The sequence below is a fragment of the Spirochaetota bacterium genome (assembly GCA_004297825.1).
GTDB lineage: Bacteria > Spirochaetota > UBA4802 > UBA4802 > UBA5368 > FW300-bin19.
Map to the genome: position 1 here is coordinate 115,378 of SCSX01000079.1, position 24,285 is coordinate 139,662.

At 59.1% G+C, this 24,285-nt stretch carries 14 protein-coding genes and 2 pseudogenes; 10 read left to right on the forward strand and 6 right to left on the reverse strand.

The features are described 5' to 3' along the window. Positions 1-18: 18 nt before the first annotated feature. A complete protein-coding gene (locus EPN93_17785) occupies positions 19-729 on the reverse strand; it encodes a hypothetical protein (protein TAL31647.1) in 711 nt (236 codons plus the stop codon). 152 nt (positions 730-881) lie between these two features. Here EPN93_17785 and EPN93_17790 point away from each other — a divergent pair, with 152 nt between their 5' ends. The 3 genes from EPN93_17790 to EPN93_17800 all read left to right on the forward strand — a co-directional run bounded on the left by EPN93_17790 (position 882) and on the right by EPN93_17800 (position 6,115). Continuing rightward, entirely contained in the window at positions 882-2,558 is a 1,677-nt protein-coding gene (locus EPN93_17790) for a hydantoinase/oxoprolinase family protein (GenBank protein ID TAL31648.1), read from the forward strand. After that, positions 2,555-3,865, forward strand: coding sequence for a histone deacetylase (locus tag EPN93_17795; protein TAL31649.1), 1,311 nt, complete (start codon positions 2,555-2,557; stop codon positions 3,863-3,865). The genes EPN93_17790 and EPN93_17795 overlap by 4 nt, the downstream gene beginning before the upstream one ends. A 69-nt stretch (positions 3,866-3,934) precedes the next feature. Then, positions 3,935-6,115 (forward strand): response regulator, encoded by a 2,181-nt coding sequence (locus EPN93_17800; GenBank protein ID TAL31650.1) that lies wholly within the window; start codon positions 3,935-3,937, stop codon positions 6,113-6,115. Positions 6,116-6,209: 94 nt separating this feature from the next. Here EPN93_17800 and EPN93_17805 read toward each other — a convergent pair whose 3' ends face one another. Further along, positions 6,210-8,315 carry a glutamine synthetase type III gene (locus tag EPN93_17805; protein ID TAL31661.1) on the reverse strand — a complete coding sequence of 702 codons (2,106 nt, stop codon included), beginning with the start codon at positions 8,313-8,315 and terminating at the stop codon, positions 6,210-6,212. A gap of 439 nt (positions 8,316-8,754) precedes the next feature. Between EPN93_17805 and glnA the strand changes: the two genes are divergently transcribed. Both glnA and EPN93_17815 read left to right on the forward strand, forming a co-directional pair. Continuing rightward, positions 8,755-10,182 carry a type I glutamate--ammonia ligase gene (gene glnA, locus EPN93_17810; protein ID TAL31651.1) on the forward strand — a complete coding sequence of 476 codons (1,428 nt, stop codon included), beginning with the start codon at positions 8,755-8,757 and terminating at the stop codon, positions 10,180-10,182. A 120-nt stretch (positions 10,183-10,302) separates the two neighbouring features. Then, positions 10,303-14,019, forward strand: coding sequence for a glutamate-ammonia-ligase adenylyltransferase (locus tag EPN93_17815; protein ID TAL31652.1), 3,717 nt, complete (start codon positions 10,303-10,305; stop codon positions 14,017-14,019). Between the two features lie 233 nt (positions 14,020-14,252). Here EPN93_17815 and EPN93_17820 read toward each other — a convergent pair whose 3' ends face one another. The 3 genes and pseudogenes from EPN93_17820 to EPN93_17830 form a co-directional block, all read right to left on the reverse strand. Further along, positions 14,253-14,594 carry a P-II family nitrogen regulator gene (locus EPN93_17820; GenBank protein TAL31653.1) on the reverse strand — a complete coding sequence of 114 codons (342 nt, stop codon included), beginning with the start codon at positions 14,592-14,594 and terminating at the stop codon, positions 14,253-14,255. 38 nt (positions 14,595-14,632) lie between these two features. Further along, positions 14,633-15,868: an ammonium transporter gene (locus EPN93_17825; GenBank protein ID TAL31654.1), complete on the reverse strand. Its 1,236-nt coding sequence runs from the start codon at positions 15,866-15,868 to the stop codon at positions 14,633-14,635. A gap of 1,131 nt (positions 15,869-16,999) precedes the next feature. Further along, positions 17,000-18,164, reverse strand: a pseudogene (locus EPN93_17830) (3-hydroxyacyl-CoA dehydrogenase). A gap of 287 nt (positions 18,165-18,451) precedes the next feature. Here EPN93_17830 and EPN93_17835 point away from each other — a divergent pair. After that, positions 18,452-19,099, forward strand: a complete 648-nt coding sequence (locus EPN93_17835) for an iron dicitrate transport regulator FecR (GenBank protein ID TAL31655.1) — start codon at positions 18,452-18,454, stop codon at positions 19,097-19,099. A 194-nt stretch (positions 19,100-19,293) separates the two neighbouring features. Continuing rightward, positions 19,294-19,752, forward strand: a pseudogene (gene tnpA / locus EPN93_17840) (IS200/IS605 family transposase). A gap of 485 nt (positions 19,753-20,237) precedes the next feature. Here tnpA and EPN93_17845 read toward each other — a convergent pair. Continuing rightward, positions 20,238-22,073, reverse strand: coding sequence for a hypothetical protein (locus EPN93_17845; GenBank protein ID TAL31656.1), 1,836 nt, complete (start codon positions 22,071-22,073; stop codon positions 20,238-20,240). A 192-nt stretch (positions 22,074-22,265) separates the two neighbouring features. Here EPN93_17845 and EPN93_17850 point away from each other — a divergent pair, with 192 nt between their 5' ends. The 3 genes from EPN93_17850 to EPN93_17860 are packed head-to-tail and all read left to right on the forward strand — an operon-like array spanning position 22,266 to position 23,715. Beyond that, positions 22,266-22,457 (forward strand): addiction module toxin, HicA family, encoded by a 192-nt coding sequence (locus tag EPN93_17850; GenBank protein ID TAL31657.1) that lies wholly within the window; start codon positions 22,266-22,268, stop codon positions 22,455-22,457. 8 nt (positions 22,458-22,465) lie between these two features. Further along, positions 22,466-22,684, forward strand: coding sequence for a type II toxin-antitoxin system HicB family antitoxin (locus tag EPN93_17855; protein TAL31658.1), 219 nt, complete (start codon positions 22,466-22,468; stop codon positions 22,682-22,684). A 20-nt stretch (positions 22,685-22,704) separates the two neighbouring features. Further along, on the forward strand, positions 22,705-23,715 hold the full coding sequence (locus EPN93_17860; protein TAL31659.1) for a Fic family protein: 1,011 nt from the start codon (positions 22,705-22,707) through the stop codon (positions 23,713-23,715). Positions 23,716-24,285 lie beyond the last annotated feature (570 nt).

Below are 24,285 nucleotides of genomic sequence, written 5' to 3' on the forward strand. Positions count from 1 at the left end.
TCCCCGGGGGGAGCGTATTTAAAGACACGAACCGGACACGGCGTCTTTTCCCTGGAATGGGGCGCGCCGCTTGGGACATTCCTGCCGGGGGCACCGCATGCAGTTTATGAACGCATGCTCCGAGAAATAGATTATCCCGGAAACGGACTTGAGCGGTCTCATCATGAAGTTATCTCCCAGCGCAACGCCCAGCGCACGCGCCTCGCGCTCAAGCAGACCGAAAAGCTCCCGTTGACCCTCGATGGGCCATTCCTTGAGCGAGCCCGGGTTCACCATGGAGACGGCGCCGTGCTCCCGTCCCTCCGAGAGCCTCGCCATGAGCGCGACGACCGCGCTCTCGAGGACGAGCCCCGCGATCTCGTCGGCCCAGTAGCGCTCGAGCATGTCGTCCTTGCCCGCGGCCCATTCCTCCGCCTGGGGGCCCGCGGTCGCGATGAAGGGGTACGCGAGTTCGGTGTCGCACAGGTTTTCGGCGAGAAGCGTGCTGGGGAACCTGGTTTCTTCCAGCACGACGGAGGCGTCGTCCTCGCGCCGTACGGGGCTTTCGCGCCAGGCGGCGCGGGGTCGCGCGATCGAGGCGGCCTGCGCGATGAGGTCCCGCGCGCGCGCGGCATGGGGGCTCCCGGCGCCGATGCGCAACCGGGGCAGTATCGGACCCGGATCGCCGTCAAAGCGCGCCTCGAGGAGAAGCGTCCCTGAACCTGCGTCCTTCGTATTCACGGATTCCATGGCGTCTCCGGTAGTTTAATGAATGCAGTCTATCCCCGGCCTTTTTGCGGCGCAAGCGGCTTTTTCCTTGACGCGGCCATATTTTCGGGGTATCCGATACCCACGCGGCCGCCGCGCACCGCGCGCCGCGAATCGATGCTTCGGGGGCGGCTATGCTTATCGGGCTTGACGTGGGCGGGACCCATACCGACAGCGTGCTCATCGGGAAGGAAGGCATCCTCGCCCAGGCGAAGGTTCCCACCAACCATGAAGACCTGCTCGAGTCGGTGATCGCGGGCATACGCGCGGTGATTGGCGGGACCGATGCCGCGGCCGTCACCCGCGTGAACCTGAGCACGACGCTCTCCACGAACGCGATCGTGGAGGGGAAGGCGGAGAAGGTGGGCGTCGTCGTCACGGCGGGCGCCGGGATAGACCCGCGGGGATTTTCCACAGGGGACCATTTCGCCTTCGTCCCGGGCTCGATAGATCACCGCGGAACCCAGACGGCAATGCTCGACGAGAAGTCGCTCGACGCGGCGGCGAAGGCGTTCCGCAAGGCGGGACTCAGGGTGTACGCCGCGGTGGGAAAGTTCTCGACCCGCAACATCACGCACGAAAACGCAATCAGGGATGCGCTCGCTGCGCAGTCGGATTTCACCACCGCGGGCCACCTGCTCTCCGGGAGGCTCAATTTCCCGCGCCGCATCGCGACCGCGTATTACAATTCCGCCGTGTGGCGCCGTTATACGCAATTCGCCGACGCGGTCGAGGAGGGCGTGCGCGCCCTGGGGATTCGCGCCGCGCTCTGCGTCCTCAAGGCCGACGGCGGCACCATGCCGCTCGCGCTCTCCCGCAGCCTCCCGGTCGAGACGATACTCTCCGGGCCCGCGGCGAGCGTTATGGGCATCGTCGCACTCTGCAGGCCCGCGGAGGATTCGGTGCTGCTCGATATCGGCGGCACCACGACCGACATCGCCGTCTTCGCCGCGGGCGACCCGCTCATCGAGCCCGACGGCATTTCGCTCGACGGGCGGCCCACCCTGGTGAGGGCGCTGCGCACGCGGTCCATTGGCGTGGGCGGGGACTCCGCACTCGAAGTGCGCGACGGCGCGGTGCTCGTGGGTCCCGTGCGGCGCGGTTTTTCAATGGCGGACGGCGGCGCGCACCCCACGCTTACCGACGCGTGCAATGTCGGCGGATTTTCGAGTTACGGGGGCACGGATCGCTCGGCGAAGGGGATCGGGGAGCTCGCGAAAAGACACGGGATGAAGCCGGCCGAGCTGGCGAACGCCGCGGTGGAGACGGCGGTGGCGTCGATACGCGGACAGGTTGAGGCGCTGGTCTCCCAGGTCAACGAGCGTCCCGTCTACACCATCCACGAGATGATCGAGGGTAAGCGCATAGAGCCGCGCACGGTCTACGTCGTGGGCGGCCCGGCGCGCACCTTCGCCCCGCTTATAGAGAAGGCGATGGGGGTGAAGACGGTGCTCCCGAACCACCACGGCGTCGCGAACGCCGTGGGCGCGGGGCTCGCCAGGACCACCATGTACATCGAGCTCCTCGCGGACACGGAACAGAGGCGCCTCATCATACCCGACCTCAACGTGGCGCGCGAGATCACCCCGGGCTACGCGCTCGCGGACGCCGAGAAGGACGCGAAGCGCTATCTTCTCGATCATATGCGCGCGCAGCAGGTGACCGACGTGGATATAAGCGCCGAGGTGGTGGAGTCCTCGGTCTTCCATATGGTGCGCGGCTTCACGGCGACGGGCAAGAACATCCGCGTGCGCTGCCAGGTGAAGCCGGGTGTGCTCGAGGAATTTGCGGGAGCGGTGGCGGGGCAATGATGAAATCGGAAAGGAAACTGGGCATTATATTCTTCCCCGCGTACGACTGGGCGATAAGCCCCACGCACCCGGAGCGGCAGGAGAGGCTCCTGTATACGCAGGACCAGCTCGTCGAGGAGGGTCTCTTCGATATCGACGGCATCACCGAGTACAAGCCGGATCTCGCGACGGTCCAGGACGTGGAGCGGGCCCATTTCTGCTTTCCCGACACGCCCCACATCCTCACGGAATCGCACCTGGTGTCGGCGGGGGGCGCGATAAAGGCCGCGCGGCTGGTGCTCGACAAAAAGGAAGACAGGGCGTTCGCGCTGGTGCGCCCGCCGGGACATCACGCGATGAAGGTGGTGCACGGGGCGCGCGGGTTTTGTAACGTCAACATCGAGGCCATAATGATCGAGTATATCCGCGAGCATTACGGGCAGAAGCGAATCGCCGTCGTAGACACGGATTGCCACCACGGCGACGGCACCCAGGACATCTACTGGCACGATCCCCACACCCTGTACATATCGGTCCACCAGGACGGCCGTACGCTGTATCCCGGTTCGGGCTTTATCGGCGAGCTGGGGGGTCCCAATGCAATAGGCAGGACGATCAATATCCCCCTGCCGCCGGAAACGGCCGATGACGGATTCCTGTTCGCGCTCGAAAAAATCATCATGCCCATCCTGAAAGACTTCAAGCCGGACCTGGTGATCAACAGCGCCGGCCAGGACAATCACTACTCCGATCCCATCACGAACATGAACTTTTCGGCGCAGGGCTATGCGCGCCTGAACGAGGTGCTGAACCCGGACATCGCCGTGCTCGAGGGCGGGTACGCGATACAGGGGGCGCTGCCCTACGTCAACCTGGGGATAGCCCTGGCCATGGCGGGCGTCGATTATTCCTCCGTGCGCGAGCCCGATTTCGACCGCGATTCGTTGAAACAGGACGCAGGCGTCACGCAGTATATAAAGAAGATCGCGGACGAGATTCTCGACACCTATGCGCACCTCGCGGACCACGCGTCAAGGGGAATGCCCGGGAACTATTCGGTACGCAAGAAAAACATTTACTATGACACCGACGGCATCCAGGAAAACCAGGTGGAATCGGTAATGGTGTGCGACGAGTGCGCCGGCGTGCTGAAGATCGAGACGTTGAGCACGGTGAACCCGCTTTGCCTGGGGGTGGAGATCCCGGTCGGGGCGTGCCCGCGATGCAGGCGCGAGGGGCTGCGTATACTTGACGAGGGTCGGAAAAAAGGCAAGTACCGGCATATCCAGCTCATCAACCGCGCGGACAGGGAATACGCGCGTTTTTAAACCCGCCAGGCGAATCGGCTGAAAAAATTATTCGACTCCGCGCGACCAGTGGGGTATACTCCGTCCGGCATGATGATACTGGAAAATCTGCTGGCCCATTTATTGAAGCGTTACGACGGGACGAGCTTTGTCGTGAGGCTCAAGGCGCGATTCGTCGCCTACTGCTCCCTGACCGAGATCCTGGTTATCGGCACGGTCATAATCGTGTCCGGGTTCGCCCACCTGAACAACCCCCTGTACGGATACTCCCTGAATTTCAAGGTGCTCGGACCTCTCATCGCGGGATTATCCTTCCCGGCGATCGGGCTCTGGTTCCTGGCGCGGGGCAATTTTACGATCGCGGCGCATATGCTTCTCGTGTGCGGGTTCGTCACGACCTGGACCGTGATCTTCCTGGACCGGTCGTACGTCGTCTCGCGTCTTGATTCAATTTCCCTCATAATCGGCCTGCTCTCCATGACGCCCCTGATCATTTTAAAAAAGCCCCTGGGAATCATTTTCTATTCCGCGGTTAATATCGTCACCCTATACGCCTTCATGTTCATTTTCAGGGACGATCTCAACCTTCCCTACAGCTCGTTCATCGACTACCTGTCTGATAATACCGTCACGCTGCTCGCGGTCACCGTAATTGCGTACAACGTCTATTCGATCAACCGGCGCACACTGGAAAAGGCGGAGACCGACATCGCGGAGCGGATACGGACCGAGGAGCTCCTGGTGCGCTCCGAGGAAAAGTTTTCGAAGTCATTTCACCTGAGCCCCCTGGCGATCATACTCGCGACCCTGGACGGGGCCAGGGTCGCGGAGGTAAGCGACCAGGCGTGCAGGCTCCTGGGAATCGAGCGCGGGGAGATCATGGGACGCTCGCTCCTGGAGACCGGCGTGCTCAGGACCGAGGGCACGTGGGACCAGCTCCGCGGAGACCTTGAACGGGACGGCATTATCCTGGAACGCGAGCTGGGAATAACGACCAAGGCGGGATCCGCGAGAACGGTGCTCGCGTCCGCGGAGATCGTCACGATAGGGGCGGTGCCCCACGCGATCATCGTCGCCGCCGATATCACCGAAAAGAAGGCGCACCAGGAGGAACGCGCGCGCCTCGAGGATCAGCTGCGCCAATCGCAGAAAATGGAATCGATCGGCCAGATGGCGGGCGGCATCGCCCACGATTTCAACAACCTGCTCACCGCGATCCTGGGCCACGCGGAGCTTGGTCTCATGAACGCCGACCAGGGCGGGGCCGCGTACCCGCACTTCCTGGGGATATCCAAGGCGGCCGAGAGCGCCGCGACGCTTACCAGGCAGCTCCTCGCGTTTTCCCGCAAGCAGGTCATCGAGCCCAGGACACTCGATCTCAACGAGCTCATCGCGGGGATGCAGAAGATGCTCGCGCGCGTGATTGGCGAGCATATCACGCTGAAAACGGTGATGCAGCAGAAGCTGTGGAAGGTCCGGGCGGACCCCGGGCAGATCGAGCAGGTGGTGATCAATCTCGCGGTCAACGCGCGCGACGCGATGCCGGACGGGGGAAGGCTGGCCATCGAAACGATGAATGCCAGCTTCGACGAGAAGTACGGGAGGACCCACCTCACGGTGCAACCGGGCGAGTACGTGATGCTTTCGGTGAGCGATACCGGGACGGGGATGGACGAGGAGGTGAAGCGGCACCTTTTCGAGCCCTTCTTCACCACGAAGCCCAAGGGAAAGGGGACGGGCCTGGGGCTTGCCACCATATACGGCGCGGTACGCCAGAACAACGGGACCATCGAGGTGTATTCGGAGCCGGGGATGGGCACCACCTTCAAGGTCTACTTCCCAAGGATCGCGGCGGGAGAGGAGGCCTCCGCGGAGCGGCGCTCATCCAGAACGGCGCCCGGAGGCACGGAGACGATCCTCCTGGTCGAGGACGACGATCTCGTCCTCCGGTTCTCGCTGAGCGTGTTGAAAAACCTGGGGTACACGGTCATATCGAGCTCGACGGCGGAGGAGGCACTGCGCGCCGCAGCCCGCCACGAGGGGCGGATCGACATGTTGCTGACCGACGTGGTCCTTCCGGGCATGAACGGGCGCGCCCTGGCGGAGAAACTGATCGAGAAGCGTCCCGAGTGCAAGGTGCTGTACGCATCGGGCTACACCGAGGACGTGGTGCTTCACCACGGGGTGCTGCAGGGGGATATCAGCTTCATCGCCAAGCCGTTCAGCCCCCAGGCGCTCGCGAAGAAGATACGAGAGGTCCTGGACGGGTGACTCCGATGTGCACGCAAATGGCGAAGGCGCACAAATGGCGAAGGCGCGCAAACGTTTGCGCGCCTTCGCCATTGTGTACCCGGCAATGCCCGGACTAGCTGATGAAGAGCATCTCCCAGAACTTGGGAAGCGGCCATATCGAGTCGTCGATATACTCTTCCAGGATGTCCGCTTTTTCGCGGATCTCGATCATTACCTTCTTGATCTCATTACAGTAATACGCGGCCTTCTTCTCCTCGTCATGCATGGCCCCGGCCTTGTCGTTCCTGGCCTTGAGGTCGTTGACCGAGGTCTGCAGGGCGCTCACGAGCGACAACACGGTCTTCAGGAGCTCCTTCTGGACCTTGAGGTCGGACGAATCGCCGAGTATTTCGGAGACCGACGCGATCGAGGTCGCGACCTTGTACTGGTAATCAAGGCCGGCGGGGATCACCTGGTTCTGCACCATCGAATAAAGCGTCATCGCCTCGATGTCGAGCTCCTTGACGTAGCGCTCCACGCGGATGTGATACCGCGATTTGAGCTCCACCTTGGAGAGCACGCCGTATTTTTCGAAGAGCGAAAGCGCCTTTTCCGTGACGAGATCGGTGAGGGATTCGGGCGTGGTCTTCTTGTTCGGAAGCCCGCGCCGTTTCGCCTCGTCTTCCCATTCCTTCGTGTAGTTGTCGCCCATGTACAGTATGGGCTTGAGGGTCTTGATCTCCTCGCGAATCACGTCGAGCGCGGCCTGCTTCACGTCACCGCCCTTCGCCTTGATCTTGGAGGCGAGCACGTCCAGGCTTTCCGCCACGATCGTATTGAGCACGGTCGCGGAGAAGGCGATCGACTGGGACGAGCCTACCGCGCGGAATTCGAACTTGTTCCCGGTGAAGGCGAACGGCGAAGTCCTGTTGCGGTCGGTGCTGTCCTTGGAAAGAATGGGCAGTTTCGAGAGCCCCAGGTCGATGATCGCCGCGTTCGACGCGGAGGTTACGAGCCCCTTCTCGATGTTCTCGATTATCTGCGTGAGCTGTTCGCCCAGGAAGACCGAGATGATCGCGGGGGGGGCTTCGTTCGCGCCCAGGCGGTGGTCGTTGCCGCTCGACGCGACGGCCGCGCGGAGCAGGTCGGCGTGGAGGTAGACCGCGCGGATGGTCGCGATCAGGACCACGAGAAACTGGATGTTGTCATGCGGCGTTTTGCCCGGGTTGAGCAGGTTGTTCCCCAGGTCGTCCGAAAGCGACCAGTTCAGGTGCTTGCCCGACCCGTTGATGCCCGCGAAGGGTTTCTCGTGCAGGAGCGCGGCGAGCCCGTGCTTGATGGCGACGGTGCGCAGCGTATCCATGACCAGGTAGTTGTGGTCTACGGCAAGGTTCGCCTCTTCGTACATGGGGGCGATTTCGAACTGGCTCGGGGCCACCTCGTTGTGACGGGTCTTCGCCGGGATGCCCAGCTTGAAAAGCTCCTCCTCGACGTCATGCATGTAGGAGAGGATGCGCTCCTTGATGCTCCCGAAATAGTGGTCTTCCAGCTGCTGGCCCTTGGGGGGCTCGCCGCCCAGGAGCGTACGCGAGCTGAGCACAAGGTCCTTGCGTTCCTGGTAGTAATCCTGGTCGATAAGGAAATATTCCTGCTCGGGTCCCAGCGTCGCGTAGATGCGCTTCGCCTTGCTGTTGTTCAGGAGGCCTACAATCGAGAGCGCGCTCTTGTTGATGGCGTTGATCGAGCGCAGGAGCGGGGTCTTCTTGTCGAGCGCTTCCCCGGAGTAGGAAATGAACACCGAGGGGATGCACAGCACGGTCCCGATTCCGCGCTGGAGTATGAACGCGGGGCTCGAGGGATCCCACGCCGTGTAACCGCGCGCTTCGAACGTCGAGCGGATTCCGCCGCTCGGGAAGCTGGAGGCGTCGGGCTCGCCCTGCCACAGTTGCTTGCCGGAAAAGCGCTCAATGCCCATGCCGTTTTCGGCGGGTTCGATGAAGGCGTCGTGCTTTTCCGCGGTGGAGCCGGTCATGGGCTGGAACCAGTGGCAGTAATGCGTGGCCCCTTTCTCGAGCGCCCATTCCTTCATCGCGTGCGCGACCGCGTTGGCTATGGTGATGTCGAGGGTGCGCTGCCCGTGGAGAATCTCGACCATGCTGTCGTAAATGTCTCTGGGAAGTTTCTCCAGCATCGCGGTGAGATTGAACGTGTTCTCGCCGTAGTAGCGGGATACCGGCATGTCCTTTTCCTTGCAAATTGAAACATTGGTAGAATTGATCGGCGTTGACTCTGACATGTGACTGCTTCCTCCTTCTGGGGTTATGCGAAGGTTTATCGGCCCGAGCATATTGTTAAGTAATACTCATTTTTTGGCTTGATTGGGCAGAAAATGAAAGAGCCGCTTCATTCTGTCAAACGACAAATCGAAGTGATATGTTACATACATGTTAAATAGGCAATATCGGTACCCCACGCTTTCAGGGAACGCGATAGGGGCAGGCCGGTACCATTCGCGGGCGCACCGCTTCGTTCCCTCATAGCGGAAAATCCATATATCAGCATACCTTGTTACGCCTAAGTTAAATAAGGATGAAAAAAAGATCATGTTCACGGGTCGGCATTGACGTACGCGGGGAATGGTACTACTTTTCCGTATATTTATAATAATAACGCTAGGAGTGATTTCCATGAAGACAGTTCAAGACGTCATGCAATTCATCAAGAAGGAAGCGGTCGAGGTGATCGATTTCAGGTTCATGGACTTCCCCGGGATCTGGCAGCACTTTTCGATTCCCGCCCGCGAGTTTGACGAAAGCGTGTTCACCGAGGGGCTCGGGTTCGATGGATCCAGCATCAGGGGATGGCAGGCGATCAACGAATCGGATATGCTTATCAAGCCCGTTCCCGATACGGCGTTTCTCGATCCCTTCTTCAAGCACAAGACGCTCGTGCTCGTATGCAACATCGGGGACCCCGTGACCGGCAAGGACTATACCCGCGACCCGCGCAACATCGCCATCAAGGCGGAGAATTACCTCAAGTCCACCGGGATCGGCGATATCGCCTATTTCGGGCCCGAGGCCGAGTTCTTCATCTTCGACAGCATCCGGTTCGACCAGAACACGAACAGCGGATACTACTTCATCGATTCCGATGAAGGAAACTGGAATACGGGGCGTGAAGAGTCGCCCAACAACCTGGGGTACAAGATTCGGCCCAAGGAGGGCTATTTCCCCGTGCCGCCCACGGACAGCCAGCAGGACATCCGCAGCGAGATGATGCTCATCCTGGAGAAAATCGGGGTGGAGATCGAGGCGCAGCACCACGAGGTGGCGACCGGCGGACAGGCAGAAATCGACATGCGCTTTTCCCCGCTGGTCGAGATGGGGGACAAGCTTCTCAAATACAAGTACGTCATTAAAAATGTCGCAAAGCAATACGGCAAGACGGTGACCTTCATGCCGAAACCCCTCTTCCAGGACAACGGATCGGGTATGCACGTGCACCTGTCCATCTGGAAGGGCGGCAAAAATCTTTTCTTTGGCGACGGGTACGCCGGACTCTCGCAGACTGCCCTGTACGCGATCGGCGGGATACTCAAACACGCCCCGGCCCTCCTTGCCATAACGAATCCGACTACGAACAGCTATCGACGCCTTGTCCCCGGATTCGAAGCCCCCGTGAACCTCGCGTATTCGAGCCGCAACCGCAGCGCCGCGGTCCGCATACCCATGTACTCCAAGTCGGAGAAGGCGAAGCGCTTCGAGTTCCGGTGCCCCGATCCGAGCTGCAACGGGTACCTTGCGTTTTCCGCCATCCTGATGGCGGCGATCGACGGTATAGTCAACAAGATCGATCCGGGTCAACCCCTGGATAAGGACATTTACGACCTTCCCAAAGAGGAGCTGGCGAAGGTGCCGCATACGCCGGGATCGCTTCGCGAGGCGTTGGGCGCACTCGAGAAGGACCATGCCTTTTTATTGAAGGGGGACGTTTTCACCCCGGACGTCATCGAGACCTGGATCGGGTACAAGATGGAAAAAGAGGTTGAGGCCATGGACCTTCGGCCGCATCCCTGGGAGTTCGCCCTTTACTACGATCTCTAAACACGAGAGAGGGAATTCTTTGAAAGGGGGCCGGTGAGGCCCCCTTTTTGTTTCTAGTGCCGGAAGAAAGGGACAATTATTATTGATTAACCCGATGATGATCGGTATCGTTTCCACAGTATGGAATCGCGTCCTTCATTCGACAGCCTGCGCTCCGCGCTTTCCGGCATCGATCCCGGTTTTGCGGAGTGGTACCTGGGCGCCTTTTCCGATTCATACTATTCCAGCTTTGGCGAGCCGGAGATAACCCGCCACTGCGCAACGCTGGCCGGACTTTCGGCGGGCACGCCGGTCTTTCTCGATGCGCGCGAGGATTCCCTCGGGATTTCCATGACGGTTATCGGGTACGATCATCCGGGGGTCCTGTCCATGATCACGGGCGTTCTCTCGGCCATGGGATTTCAGACCGTATCGGGCAGGATATTTTCTTCGAGCCGCGCGGCGCCGCTGCCGTCCGGGCGGCGGGTCATTATCGACCGATTCAGGGGCGCGCTGGCGGGCGCTATCTATTCCCCGCTCTGGATCGCCGATGTGCGCAGGCACGTGGCCGGATTTTTCGCCCTGCTCGAAAGGGGGGACGACGAATCGGCCGTACGGGCGCGCCGCTATGTCAACGAACTGGTTGCCGATTCCCTTCCCTCCAGGCTTGGTGCGCCGGAAATCTTCTATCCCATTTCGGTCGAAATGTTCCCCATACAGGCCCCCTCCACACTCATGCGCGTTACCGGCCAGGATACCCCGTACTTCCTTTACGCGCTCACGGGAGCGCTCGGTCTCCAGGGGATTGAAATAGAAGAGGTGGTTATCGAAACATCGGAAGGCGAGGCCACCGACGAAATAACGTTCGTCGATACGGCGGGGGGAAGCGTCATCGGAACGCGCAAACAGGACGAGATTACGTTCACCACCCTCCTGGCCAAGCAGTTCACCTATTTTCTCGCGGCCGCCCCCGATCCGTTCGAGGCGCTTGTGCGCTTCGAACTCCTGCTCGCCGATATTACCGGCCTCCCGGGACGTGAAGACTGGCGCGCCCTCATCGCGGATCCGCGGTTCATGAAAGACCTGGCGAAGCTCCTTGGCGCCAGCACCTTCCTGTGGGAGGACGTAGTGCGCCTGCAATACGAGACCGTGCTGCCGCTCCTGGGCGGAGGTCCGGACAGGGCGTTCGCATGTCCCCTGGGGCAGATCGACTCCCGTCTCGCGGAGGTCATGGACGGGCGCCGGGACTATGCGGAAAAGATCGCGGCCTTGAACGAATTCAAGGATCGCGAAATTTTCCTGATAGACCTCGACCACCTGCTTAACGCCGGCCGCGACTTCCGGTCCTTCGCCGAACATCTCACGGAACTGGCGGAAGCGGTCATTCGCGCGGCCGTGGGGGCGGCTTTTCGGGAGCTCGCCGCCCTGTACGGCGACCCGCGCACCGTTGCGGGGCTTGAAGCCCAGTACGCCGTCATGGCCCTGGGAAAGATGGGAGGAGCGGCCCTGGGCTACGCCTCGGATCTGGAACTCATGATCGTCTACAGCGACGCCGGTGAAACGAACGGCGGGACCCCCGTTCCCAACACCGAATATTTCGAGCGCATGGTACAGATGCTCGTCGCCGCCGTGCGCGCGAAAAGGGAAGGAATTTTCGAGATCGATCTCAGGCTCCGCCCCTATGGAGGAGACGGTCCCCTGGCCGTGAGCCTGGACGCCTTCTGCCGCTATTATGGCCTCCGGGGCGATGCGCGCTCCTGGGAGCGCCTTTCACTGGTCAGGATGCGCTGCATCGGGGGCGACCGGTCCTTTGGCGCCCGGCTCGAGCGGCTCAGGGACGAGTTCATTTACGGCGGGGGCTCCATCGATATCGGCGAGATTCACCGTTTGCGGGAGCGCCAGTTTAAAGAGCTCGCCGGTTTGCGCCCCAACGCGAAATACACCCCGGGGGCGCTCGCCGATCTCGAGTACGCGGTGCAGCTCCTGCAGGTGCGCTTCGGGTGGCAGAATCCCGCGCTCAGGACGCCGCGGATACACAGCGCCCTGGCGGGTCTCGCCCGGTGCGGGGTGCTCACCGCGGACGAAGGGGACGAGATTGGCGAGGCGTACGATTTTCTCCGGCGCCTCATCAACGGGCTTCGCATGCTTCGCGGAAACGCCCGCGATCTCTTCCTTCCCGCCCCGGGCTCACTGGAATACGGCCACGTGGCCCGTCGCATGGGCTATGGCTTCGCCGACGGTCTTTCTGCGGCGCAGCAGCTGCACGTTGACTTTGACACCCATACCGCGTTGGTGAGGGCCTTCATCACTCGCCATTTCGGCACGGAGGGCCTGCTCATAAGCGGGGAGGGGACGATAGCCGATCTTGTCGTCGCAGGAAGCGATTCCCCGGGGATCGATGCCGTCGCGGTTCTGGCGAGGTACGGATTCCAAAATTCAAAACGGGCGATGGAAAACCTGAAGCGCCTGTCCGGAAGAGCGGGGGATCGCGGGCGCTTCACCAGGTTATCCGTGCTCGCCGCGGATTTCATGCGGCAGTCGGCCGATCCGGACATGGCCCTGAACAATTGGGAGCGTTTCACCGAGGCCATAGGCGATCCGGCCGCTCACTTCCGCTCCATGTCGAGCCAGCCCCGTAAATTGGAGCTTCTCGCGGGCATCTTTGCCGCCAGCCAGTTCCTGGCGGACATCCTTATCGGTAACCCGGATTTTCTTGACTGGACCCTCGACCCGAACAATCTCTACCGGCCGCTTTCGAAAGATGCCCTGGTGCGCGAGCTTTCCGGCGGTCCGGGCTCAAGGGGTATCGACGACGAATGGCGCGCGCGTATTCGTCGTGTTAAACGACGCGAGATACTCCGTATAGGCACGCGGGACATCTGCCTGGGCATGCCCCTGGACGATATTGTATCGGACCTCTCGATCCTTGCCGACGCGTTCGTGGAGGCGAGCGTTGCCAGGAGCGCGAGACTGCCCGGATGGGCCCTCCGGAGCGACTATTCCGTCATTGCACTCGGTAAACTCGGCGGCGCGGAGCTCAATTACAGCTCCGATATCGATCTCCTCCTGGTTGTCGACCGGGAAGGCGAGGCGGCGGAAGAGGCCGCACTCATGGAGCGCCTGATCGATGACCTTTCGAGGCAGACCGGCGATGGGTACGCCTACCGGGTGGATATTCGATTGCGTCCGCATGGCAGCGCAGGCCCCATGGCGAGCGGCATAGGGGCGCTGGAGGAATACTACGGGCGCATCGCCTCGCTTTGGGAACTGCAGGCGCTCATCAAGGCGCGGTCCGTGGCGGGGAACGAACGGGCGGGGCGCGCATTCGTCGACCGGGTGCGGCCGATCGTGGCGGCGCGGCGGCGAGGCGAGGAGATCGCGCAAAGCATCGCCCGCATGCGCGACCTGGCCGAGCTCGGGCAGAACCGGGGGCTTTCCCACGGATTTGACGTAAAAAACGGCATCGGGGGGATACGCGACATCGAATTCGCGGTCCAGGGACTGCAGCTCGCCGCCCTGTGGGAATATCCGGAGTTGTACCAGGGGAACACGCGAAAGGCGCTGGCGCTGCTCCGGGACCGTGGACTTATAAGCGCCGGGGAGGCTGGGCAACTGGACGAGGGATATACCCTGCTGAGAAGCATTGAGCATTGTCTCCAGCTTTTTGAAGACCGGCAGGTGCACGCGCTCCCCCTCGATGCCGCCGAGTTATCCGGCCTCGCCCGGCGCGTGAGCCGGGGCGGAGAATCGGCGACCGTATTTCTTGACCGCGTGGAAAAATGCAGCAGGGGAATCCGCGATATTTATAACCGGACGCTTCACAGGATTTCAGAAGACAGGCTAGGGGCTTCCATTTAATTGAACTGATCATTACCCACATCACAAAACTGCCTCAGGAGGCCCCCTAAATCCCCCGGAGGGGGACTTCGACAATCGGCAGAATATGCATTTACTATCCTTGGCGAATGTCGTTGCCCCGGGGGGTATGGGGGGTGTCTTGTGGGTAATGGGTAGATTAATTGAAAGGGGCCGTCCCGATTGGAGGACGGCCCCTGATGGTCATAATGCAACCGGACGAACGGGACAAGGCTTCACCCTATCGCGTCGCCGCCGCGTTCGTCGGTACGGATGCGTATGCAGTCGTTGAGGTCGAGGATGAAAATCTTGCCGTCCCCGATCTCGCCCTCGCGCGCGCCGCGCTTGATCGCCTGCACGGTGCGCTCGACGTACGCCTCGTTGACGGCCACCTCGATCTTCACCTTGCGCAAGAGGTTCCCGACCTCCTTGACGCCGCGATACACCTCCGTGATCCCTTTCTGGCGTCCGCAGCCGAGCACCTCGCTCACCGTCTTCAAATAAATTTCTTCCTTGTCAAGCTCGGCAAGCACGTCCTCGAGCTTGTGGGGCCTGATGATTGCGATGATATACTTCATGAATAGTCCTCCTGGTTGACTGTATTCCGGGTCTCGCGCTACTCGTGGAGCGTATAGCCGGTTTCACCGTGCTGCGTGAGGTCGAGCCCTATGTTCTCGGAACGCTGCTCGACGCGCATTCCCACGAGCTTGTCGACGACCTTGTAGAGAATGAAGGTCATGACCGCGGAGTAACCCACGGCGACGATCGTGGTGATGAATTGGACCAACAGCTGGTGGGCGTTTCCGTAGAAGAGGCCGTCGTTTCCCGCGGCATTGATGCTCTTGGTCGCGAAGAGTCCCGTGGCCAGGGCACCGATAATACCCCCCACACCGTGAACACCGAATACGTCAAGGGAGTCGTCGTACCCGAATTTCGCCTTGACCTTCGTGACGAAGAAGAAGCAGACCACTCCCGCCATCCCGCCTATGGCCAGCGCCGCCAAGGGGGTGACGTAACCGGCGGCGGGGGTTACCGCGACGAGTCCCGCGACCAGGCCGGTCGCCACGCCGAGCATTGTGGGCACTTCATTCAGGGTCCAGTCCAGGATCATCCACGTGAGGCCTGCCGCGGCGGCGGCGGTGTTGGTGTTGACGAACGCGGACACGGCGAGTCCGCCCGCCGATCCGGCGCTTCCCGCGTTGAAGCCGAACCATCCGAACCACAGCATGCCCGCTCCCAGCACCGCGAACGGAAGGTTGTGGGGCGCGTAATGGCGTTCACCGCCGTGCCGCTTTCCGAGCAGGAGGATGAAGACCAGGGCCGCGACACCCGCGTTCACGTGGATCACCGTGCCGCCCGCGAAATCAAGCGCTCCCATCGATGCCAGCCAGCCGTCCTTCGCCCATACCCAGTGGGCCAGGGGATCGTACACCAGCGTCGCCCAGAGCAGGGTGAACAGCATGAAACCCGAGAACTTGATCCTTTCGACGAATGCGCCGATTATCAGCGCCGGCGTGATGACCGCGAACATCATCTGGAAAGCCATGAAAAGCTGGTGGGGAACCGTGTTGAAATAGGTGTCGTGCGGTTCCAGGCCCACGCCCGCAAGGCCCAGCCAGTCGAGCCCTCCGATAAATCCGCCCTTGTCGGGGCCGAACGAAATGCTGTAGCCGAAGAGTACCCACTGCACCGATATGAGGCATAGTATGGCCATGCACTGCATGAGAACGGAAAGCACGTTTTTCTTGCGTACAAGCCCCCCGTAGAAAAAGGCAAGCATAGGCGTCATCATCATAACCAGGGCGGTAGCGATAAGCACCCATACGACGTCGCTGGAAACGATTTTATCCATGTAGGCTCCTCCGAATTTAGTGAGAATAATTGTTAAGGATAATTAAACTTCAGAGCAGGAAACTGTCAAAAAATTACATCGAACGCGGCGGCCGGGGGACGCAATTTAACATGGAGGTAATATAGCGAAAAAAATCGGGCGCGAATATTTCAGGCGTGTTAAATTATGCGGGCGATGTGCGGAAAAAATTTCGCGGCACTAAGGATTTAACGTTAGGCGATATTGCGAATTAATGACGGCTGATAAAAAGGCGGGCGATACCCGGGGGGTCGCATCCCCCCGGGTAACCGCCCGCACCATGCTCATTCGACCGGATGCGGCTGTTCAGTACGGTTATTCGCCCTTGAATTCGGGCTTCCGCTTCTGCGCGAACGCCGTCATTCCCTCGATCATGTCCTTGGTCGAGAAAAGCTTCACGAGCTCCTCGCGCTCCATTTTCAGGTGCTGTTCCGGAGAGATGCCGGGGCTTATCGAGGTGATCTTCAAGAGCGCCTTCACGCAGATCGGGGGCCTTGCCGCGAGCTCGCTGGCGAAGGCGAGGGCCTCTTCCATGAGCTTCCCGTCGTCGCACACGCGGTCGACGAGGCCGATCCGGAGCGCCTCCGCGGCATCTATCTGAGTCCCCATGATCATGAGCTCAAGGGCCTTCGATTTTCCCACCAGGCGGGGAAGGCGCAGCGTGCCCCCGTAACCGGGAATGATGCCCAGGTTCGTCTCGGTCTGGCCTATGCGGGCGGTCTTCTTTATGAAACGGAAATGGCATGAGAGCGCGAGCTCGGCGCCGCCGCCCAGGGCGTGGCCGTTTATCGCGGCGATCACCGGCTTCGAATAATCCTCGATCTTGTTCCAGACGTCCTGGCCCCGCTTAAGGAAATCGACGGGACCATAGTCACCGAATCCCCCCGAGAGGTCGGCGCCCGCGCTGAATATCCTGTCGCCGGAGCCCGTGATGACGAGCGCCCGTATCTCCCTGTTCGTCTCGATGAAATCGAGTTGCCTGCGTATTCCCTCGAAGACCTCGTTGCTGAGCTGGTTTGCCTTGGGCTTGTTTATGGTGAGTATGCCCACGGGGCCGCGCTGTTCGAAGAGAATTGCTTCGGGGCCGGCGGGCTTCGCCGCCGGCGAAGCCTTTTTCCCCATGGTCTTGAACGAACCGTCCCTGATCTCGGGCTCGGGCTTGAGCATGTCGAGCCCGTAGCGCGCCGCCATGGCCTCCAGCGCGTCCACGATCTGTTTCGGCTCTATCCCCCGCGGCAAGCGCGAAGGGGCCCGCGAACGCGTTCATGCCGAACTGCACGGCGGTATCGATGTCCTCGACCGACTGCGCGATGCCTTCCTTGAATACCTTCACCGCTTCGTTCACCTGGACGGAGAGCAGGTGGATTGGGGTGACGTCGGCGCTGTCCTTCGAAGTATCGATGATGGCCTTCCCGTCCTTCCATTCATAGATGCCCTTGCCGCTTTTCATCCCCAGCTCGCCCTTTGAAATCTTGCCGGAAAGGAATTTGCCCGGCTTGTACTGCGGCGACAGGGTTTTCGAGTAATAGTCGAGCGTGTGGCAGAACACATCCAGGCCCACGAAATCCGCGGTCTCGAACGGGGCCATCTTCGCGCCCAGCTTCTTCATTCCCGCGTCGAGCTCGTCCGGCCTTATTTTGCCCTCGTCCAGTATCGCGGAAAGGAGCGCCTGGTTGGGGGCGCTTATCCTGTTCACGATGAAACCGGGACGGTCTTTTAAAACCTTGACGGGGAGCTTGTCGAACCGCCGGGTCACCTGGGCGAGGAGTTCCGCCGCGTCCTCGCCGGTTTTTTCGCCGTAGATAATCTCGACCAGCTTCATGCGCGTCACCGGGTTGAAGAAGTGCATCCCCAGGAAGCGCGAGGGATTGTCGACCACGCCCCCGATCTCGGATACGCTCATGGTCGAGGTGTTGGTCGCGAGTATCGCGTCCGCCGGCGCCAGGTCCGATATTTCTTTGAACACGCTCTTTTTCAAATCCATGATCTCGGGAACGGCCTCTATGACTATCTGCGCATCGGCCACCGCCTTCTTCATGTCGGTCGTGGTCCTGATGCGCTCGCCGGCCATGGCGCGCATCTCTTCCGCTTTCATCTTACCCTTGTCGACCAGGAACTGCAGGCCCTCCCTGATCTTCGCGATCCCGTTGTCCAGGAATTCCTGCTTGATGTCGCGCATGACGACCTCGTACCCGGCCATGGCGCACACCTGGGCGATACCGTGGCCCATCGCGCCCGAACCGATCACCGCAATCTTTTTCACGTCCTCAGCTTTCATGGCAGACTCCTTTATGCTTGATTTTTGTCCCCGGCCGGTGATACGAACGCCCGCCTTCTCACCGCGCGCATCGCGGCCTGACCGGGATAACGGGAATGCAGGGAAAGCCGATCGTCCGGCGAAATTCCCGCGTAGTTGTGACTGTCAACAAAATTGTATAATAGGGTGCTGAATTAGTACACCAATTAATTGGGCATAACGGCACTATTTGCGGGGGCGTGAGAGCGCGCTCCCTTGACACGCCCCGGGCGCGCGCATAGATTATACTATTAAAGAGAGGTAATTTTATGAAAGGCGTAACACGCGGGGCCGGGGGCTTCATGTTTGCAGCGGCGGCGTTGATGACGGCGGCGCTGGTTGCCTGCGGGCCGGGCGAACGGCGCGGGGATATCAAGGTGTCCATGCTCGTGGGGGGCGCGGAACAGGGGGCGGCGGGCGGATGGACCGCACTCAAACTGAACGACGCCATATCCGCGGCCGCCAGGGTGCGCACGGGGGAGGACGCCATGATTGACCTCGCCATTTTCGAGCACGCGGGGCTCAGGCTCCTGGCGAAGAGCGAGGTCGACCTCACCGCGGTTACGGGTGACGATATTCACCTGAAATTCGACGACGGCAATATCCTCATGAAGGTAGGCAGGCTCGAGAAGGGCCGGCGGCTCAGGGTGGAAACGCCTACCGCGGTGGCATCCATTCGCGGCACCCAGTTCTGGGGACAGGTACGCAAGGAGGGAAAAGCGGGTACCTTCGCAGTCAGGGAGGGGAGCATCGAGATTACCATGAAGAAGACATCGAAGACGGTGACGCTCAAGGCCGGTGAGGCGCTGGACTATTCCGCCGATCAGGCGGTCCTGGAAACGCGCAGCGCGAAGGTCGCGGAGATCGAGGCGATGAGCCAGATCGACGGGATCAGGCTTCCCGCGAGCGTGAAATAAAAAGGAAGCTGTAGCTTCCTTTCCGGGGTAACGAGACGATATTGAGAATGTTGCGAGGGGATTAAATTTGTGCAGACATTTCAAAGGGTGTGGTATATCTCATCGGGTTGTGCAACTTCGAATGGAACCGCTTATTGTCCCATACGGGGAGTAAAACCCTCGACTTCAGTCGAAGACTTTAGTATGCTTGCGGGATGGAAAACTAGCGTAAGTTGAGTCATGCGGTATATGATATCAAGTATCATATAGTGTGGATAACGAAATACCGCTTGCCGGTCTTGAGGGGACCAATCGCGAATCGCGTCAGGGAATTGATACGCGAGATATGTCGGGCCAATGATGTCGAAATCATCAAAGGACATGTGTCGAGAGAACATGTGCATATATTTGTATCAGCGCCACCCGACATATCGGTGAGTAAACTCGTACAATTGATAAAGGGCAAGAGCGCATATAAGCTTTTAGCAGAGTATAAGGGGTTAAATCGGGAATTCTGGGGGCGTCATATGTGGGCTCGCGGATATTTCGTGGCGAGTTCAGGGCACATCACGGATGAAATGATTATGAAATATATTGAAGATCAAGGCAAAGAGCCCACAGATACCGACTTTAAAACTGATGATGATCTTTATAGCAAGTCACGATTAAATTAATACGTATCCGCACGATTTGCCCACTATTGAAGAGGTGGTAGCGCGGTATTGTAAGGATAGAAACCTGATCCCCAAATAAAGAGGGTCGGAATACCGAGAAAATTACCCTAATAGATCGCCTCAACAAGCAAAGCCTTGTTAGCAACGTGTCCCCAAAAAGGTGGAAGAGCACATCAAAGCAGTACTCGGGACATCCGGAACTGCCGATAAGACCTAGATCGCCACGGAAACAGCAACCAGTTCAGCCCGTTGCGATGGACAGGATGTCCAAGTGCCGGGCGCGCGACAGGAGGTCGCGTCTGCGCCCGGCTGTGAGCCGAGTCCAGCACAGCCGGCGAGGCGAGTTCGGGCGTCAGGCTGTCGCGCCGCCTGAGCGACCGCGCGAGAGAGAGCCACGAGAGAGAGAGAGGGGGCGGCCCCTCTCTCTCTCTCGTGAAAGCATCCCCTGCCAGGGGGATGGAAAACGCGCGGTGAAGCATTCCCCGCTACGCGTCCAACCCCCTCCCATTCTTCCTGAACAATTCCTTAATCTCTAAAAACTTCTCCATGGTGAGAATCCGATACGCGGTATCGCCCCGCTCGCGAAAATAAATCTCCATCCCGGGATTCCGCTCGATATTGAAATACTCCTTCTTATAAGGCCTCACCATGATCTTCTGCGTGTCGTTTACGGGAAATGAGCTGATAACGCGGATATAATCCGGCATCCACTTGGGGTCCATGCCTCCCTCCTTCTGCTGGAGCATGAGCCAGGAATGCACGGCGCCGGGATCGAACGCGTGGTCCTTCTTGAGCTGGACCGTGATCATGACGTGCTCGTCGGCGACGGGGCAGGGGACGCCGTAGGCGACGGCGATGTCGACGCCGGGGATGTTCTGCGCGAACTGCATCACGTTCTCCGCCGAAAAGTTCTCGCCGTCCTTCCGGATCCAGTCGTCGGTGCGGCCGTTGAAGAAAAGGTAGCGCTTCCCCCCGACGACGCGCACGTGGCCCAGGTCGCTGGAGTGGTAGATGCCCCCGCGAAACTTGCTGACCGTGGCGTCCTTGTTGCCGTAGTAGCCTTCAAACCGGAGGTTGTTCGTGCCCACCTTCCTGCATATTTCCCCCACGGCGGCGTCATAGTTTTCCAACCGGCCGTTCCGGTCGACCACGCCCGGCGGGCATTCGTTCCCCGCTTCGCCGATAATAACGACGTCCCCGGGGGCGCGTCCCACGCTCTCAAGGGGATCGCCCGGCCTGTTCGCGGTCGTGATGACGGCCTCGGTCGAGCCGTATATCTCGAAGATGTGCTCCATGCCCAGGTAGCGCGTCAGCTTCTCGCGGTCGGGTACCGATGCGCCATTCCCGTAGGCTGCGCGGAATTTATTCTTAGGATGCGCGGCAAGGGCCCGCACGATCGCGTCTCCGCCCCCGTATTTTTTCTCGAGGGCGTCAATGATGTAATGGAGCGGCTGTCCCACGTAGTTGAGAAACGTCACGCCGTGTTCCAGCATGTCGCTTTCAAAGGCGCTGGCGCTGAATCTCCTCTTGAGCACGAAACTCCCGCCCACGATAAGCTGCGGCAGGATGCCGATATACCAGGCGTTGGAATGAAACAGCGGCATAGAGATGTAGCCACGGTCCCTCTTCGTGAGCTTCACGGCGAACTGCACGACGAAGCCCGCGCCCACGAGCTTGATGTGCGTACAGGGGACGCCCTTGGGCATTCCCGTCGTGCCGGAGGTATAGATGACGATGAGGGGGCTAAAGTTGTCGACGCGGACCAGGTAGCACCGCGGCGCCTTCGCGCCGCGTTCTTCTATGGAGTGCTCCAGGCTCCTGAAACCGGTTTTCCCGGTATCCATGCCCGCGCCCGCGCACAGGACGTCGTCTTCGCCCATCACGGTCAGGTCCTTTATGATCTTCCGGACCTCTTCGGCGGAATTCTCATTGACGATTAAAAACGAAATCTTCGCCTGCTCGATAACCCTCGCCAGCGTCTCGCCCCGAAACCCCGTGTTGATCGCGAACAGGACCGCGTTTACAAGTCCCGCTGCCAGGGAGGCAAACAGGTATTCCGGCGTGTTCTCCATGTACACGCCCAGGGACAAACGTTCATTCTTTCCGAGCTTTCCCCCGTCCACGAGGAGTTTGCGCCGCAACAGGAAAAAATCCGCGTATTCCACGGACCGGGCGTAGACCTCCCGGTAGGTATATTCCCTGCCCTCGAAGATGAAGAACACCCGGTTCCCGCGCCACCACATCCACCGCAGCGTGAGCTTGATCATGGTCTGGAAGTTGACGAACCATAAAAAGCGGCGGATCGGTGATTTTAGACTCATATGTCAGTTATTGCCCGGTGATGGCGTGTGTCAATAATAAAATGTCCGCCGCGTTAGGGTCGGAAAGCCGGTTAGGGCAATTATTTGGTAACTATCCGGTCGATCATAGCTTGAAAAAAGAAAAAATTCGCTCACATTAATGGGTGCTCTCCCGTATAGATAATTATATTACTAATTGACGGTGATGAGATAATGACTTATAAGGAATTGCTGAGGGTTTTAGAAAATGACGGGTGGTATATTTCACGACAGCGAGGAAGCCATCGGCAATATAAACATCCGGTAAAAAAGGGATTGGTAACGATCGCTCATCATGGGATCACGGAAACAATAGGGCCTAAGATGCTGAAAAGCATATTGAAACAGGCACAGATAGCATTATAGTGAGGCGGATGATGTACAGATATATCGTAATAATTGAAAAAACCGGGGATGGGTATAGCGCATCGGTCCCGGCGCTGCCCGGATGCGTGGCAATGGCCGATACGCGGAATGAAACCGAGGAGCTCATATACCAGGCGATACTATTCCATATCGAGGGGATGAAAGAGGCAGGCCTGGAAATTCCCACCGAGACTAATGTGGAAGTGGAAACGATGGTATTTGCATAAAGGAATTGCCTGGCGGTTGTATGAAAGAAAACCATATCCCTCCCTTTACCATTTCCTCCGCGATCGTATCGCGTGTTGCTGCAATTTCCCAATTAGTAGGCCGCCTTTCGGTCCTGGATGATGTATCAGATAATCTGCGGTTGCGAAAAATCAACCGCGTACGAACGATACAGGGCTCTCTCGCGATAGAAGGCAATACCCTCAGCGAAGAGCAGGTCACCGCGATACTGGAAGGGAAAAGGGTAGTCGCGCTGCCTCGTGAAATTCAGGAAGTCCGCAATGCCATAAAAGCCTATGATATTTTCGAGAAATGGGATCCATGTTCGAAGGATGACCTGTTGTATGCGCACCGCGTCCTGATGACAGGGTTACTTGATCGTCCGGGAACATTTAGAATCGGCGGAGTCGGGGTGATGGCCGGAGAGGCGATTGTCCACATGGCCCCTCCCGCGAAACGTGTCCAGTCACTAATGGACTATCTAATTAGGTGGCTTCAAAAGACAGACCTGCATCCTTTGATTGCGAGTTCGGTCTTTCATTACGAGTTCGAGTTTATACATCCTTTTGAAGACGGTAACGGCAGAATGGGGCGGCTCTGGCAAACTTTGATTCTTTACAAATGGAACCCGTTGTTTGCCCATGTTCCTGTGGAGAATATAGTCCATAAGCATCAGGCCGATTACTACGAGGCTTTAAACAGCAGTACCAGAAACGGGGAATCTTCAGCATTTATTGAGTTCATGCTTGCGATGATACTGGACGCTCTCGGGCCATTGGTAACCCCCGAAGTCGCACCCCAAGTCACCCCCGAAGTCAAAAAAATGCTTCTGATTATGGATGGCGAATTGTCCCGAAAGCAGATTCAGGAAAAACTCGGATTAAAGGACGAAAAACATTTTCGCGAGAGTTATCAACAACCGGCGGTGGCCCAGGGTCTCATCGAAATGACTATTCCCGGAAAACCGAACAGCCGCCTCCAGAAATACAGAATCACCCCGAAGGGCATCGCATGCAGTAAAGAGAAGCAATAACGTTAAAGCCCGCCGTCACCTGGAAGATCCATAATGATGGCTACTTCACTGAAAACTGTATACGGCGCATGTTGAAAACCGATAAAACTGTTAACGTAATTTTTAATATTTCAACGGAGGCAGGGATGCAGGGGGCGGGCGTTTCTTTGGCGACTTTCTTTCCCCGGAGAAAGAAAGTCGCAGAGCACACACTGGCAGTGTGAAACGAACACCTGCCGTGAAGCGCCCACCGCTACGCGTCCACCCCCCTCCCATTCTTCCCGAACAATTCCTCAATCTCTTAAATTGTTAAAAAGCCCGTACTGCTCGAACGCTTCTGGTAGTAGCGCCCTTTAAGGCGTTTCCCTGGGCGCCATCGCTGAAACGCTGGCCCGATGCCTGGTCATCATCGTACTCGGACGAATTCCAATAGATGGCAGTGAGGAGAAGTACGCTATTAAGATTAACATATAAGGCGCTTCAGGAAACCGTGTGGAAAACTGACAAAATGACGATACTGAAGATATGAAAGAGACTCTGGAAGAATTTTACAATCATTTATTGGGAATAGAAAGCCCCTGGGAAGTGGAA

Bases quoted from the DNA above. Each gene is read 5' to 3' on its own strand.
- EPN93_17785 (TAL31647.1), bottom strand. From the start codon at position 729: ATGGAATCCGTGAATACGAAGGACGCAGGTTCAGGGACGCTTCTCCTC.
- EPN93_17845 (TAL31656.1), bottom strand. From the start codon at position 22,073: ATGAGTCTAAAATCACCGATCCGCCGCTTTTTATGGTTCGTCAACTTC.
- EPN93_17850 (TAL31657.1), top strand. From the start codon at position 22,266: ATGACTTATAAGGAATTGCTGAGGGTTTTAGAAAATGACGGGTGGTAT.
- EPN93_17855 (TAL31658.1), top strand. From the start codon at position 22,466: ATGATGTACAGATATATCGTAATAATTGAAAAAACCGGGGATGGGTAT.
- EPN93_17820 (TAL31653.1), bottom strand. From the start codon at position 14,594: ATGAAGTATATCATCGCAATCATCAGGCCCCACAAGCTCGAGGACGTG.
- EPN93_17835 (TAL31655.1), top strand. From the start codon at position 18,452: ATGAAAGGCGTAACACGCGGGGCCGGGGGCTTCATGTTTGCAGCGGCG.
- EPN93_17805 (TAL31661.1), bottom strand. From the start codon at position 8,315: ATGCCGGTATCCCGCTACTACGGCGAGAACACGTTCAATCTCACCGCG.
- EPN93_17790 (TAL31648.1), top strand. From the start codon at position 882: ATGCTTATCGGGCTTGACGTGGGCGGGACCCATACCGACAGCGTGCTC.
- EPN93_17860 (TAL31659.1), top strand. From the start codon at position 22,705: ATGAAAGAAAACCATATCCCTCCCTTTACCATTTCCTCCGCGATCGTA.
- EPN93_17815 (TAL31652.1), top strand. From the start codon at position 10,303: ATGGAATCGCGTCCTTCATTCGACAGCCTGCGCTCCGCGCTTTCCGGC.
- EPN93_17800 (TAL31650.1), top strand. From the start codon at position 3,935: ATGATGATACTGGAAAATCTGCTGGCCCATTTATTGAAGCGTTACGAC.
- EPN93_17825 (TAL31654.1), bottom strand. From the start codon at position 15,868: ATGGATAAAATCGTTTCCAGCGACGTCGTATGGGTGCTTATCGCTACC.
- EPN93_17795 (TAL31649.1), top strand. From the start codon at position 2,555: ATGATGAAATCGGAAAGGAAACTGGGCATTATATTCTTCCCCGCGTAC.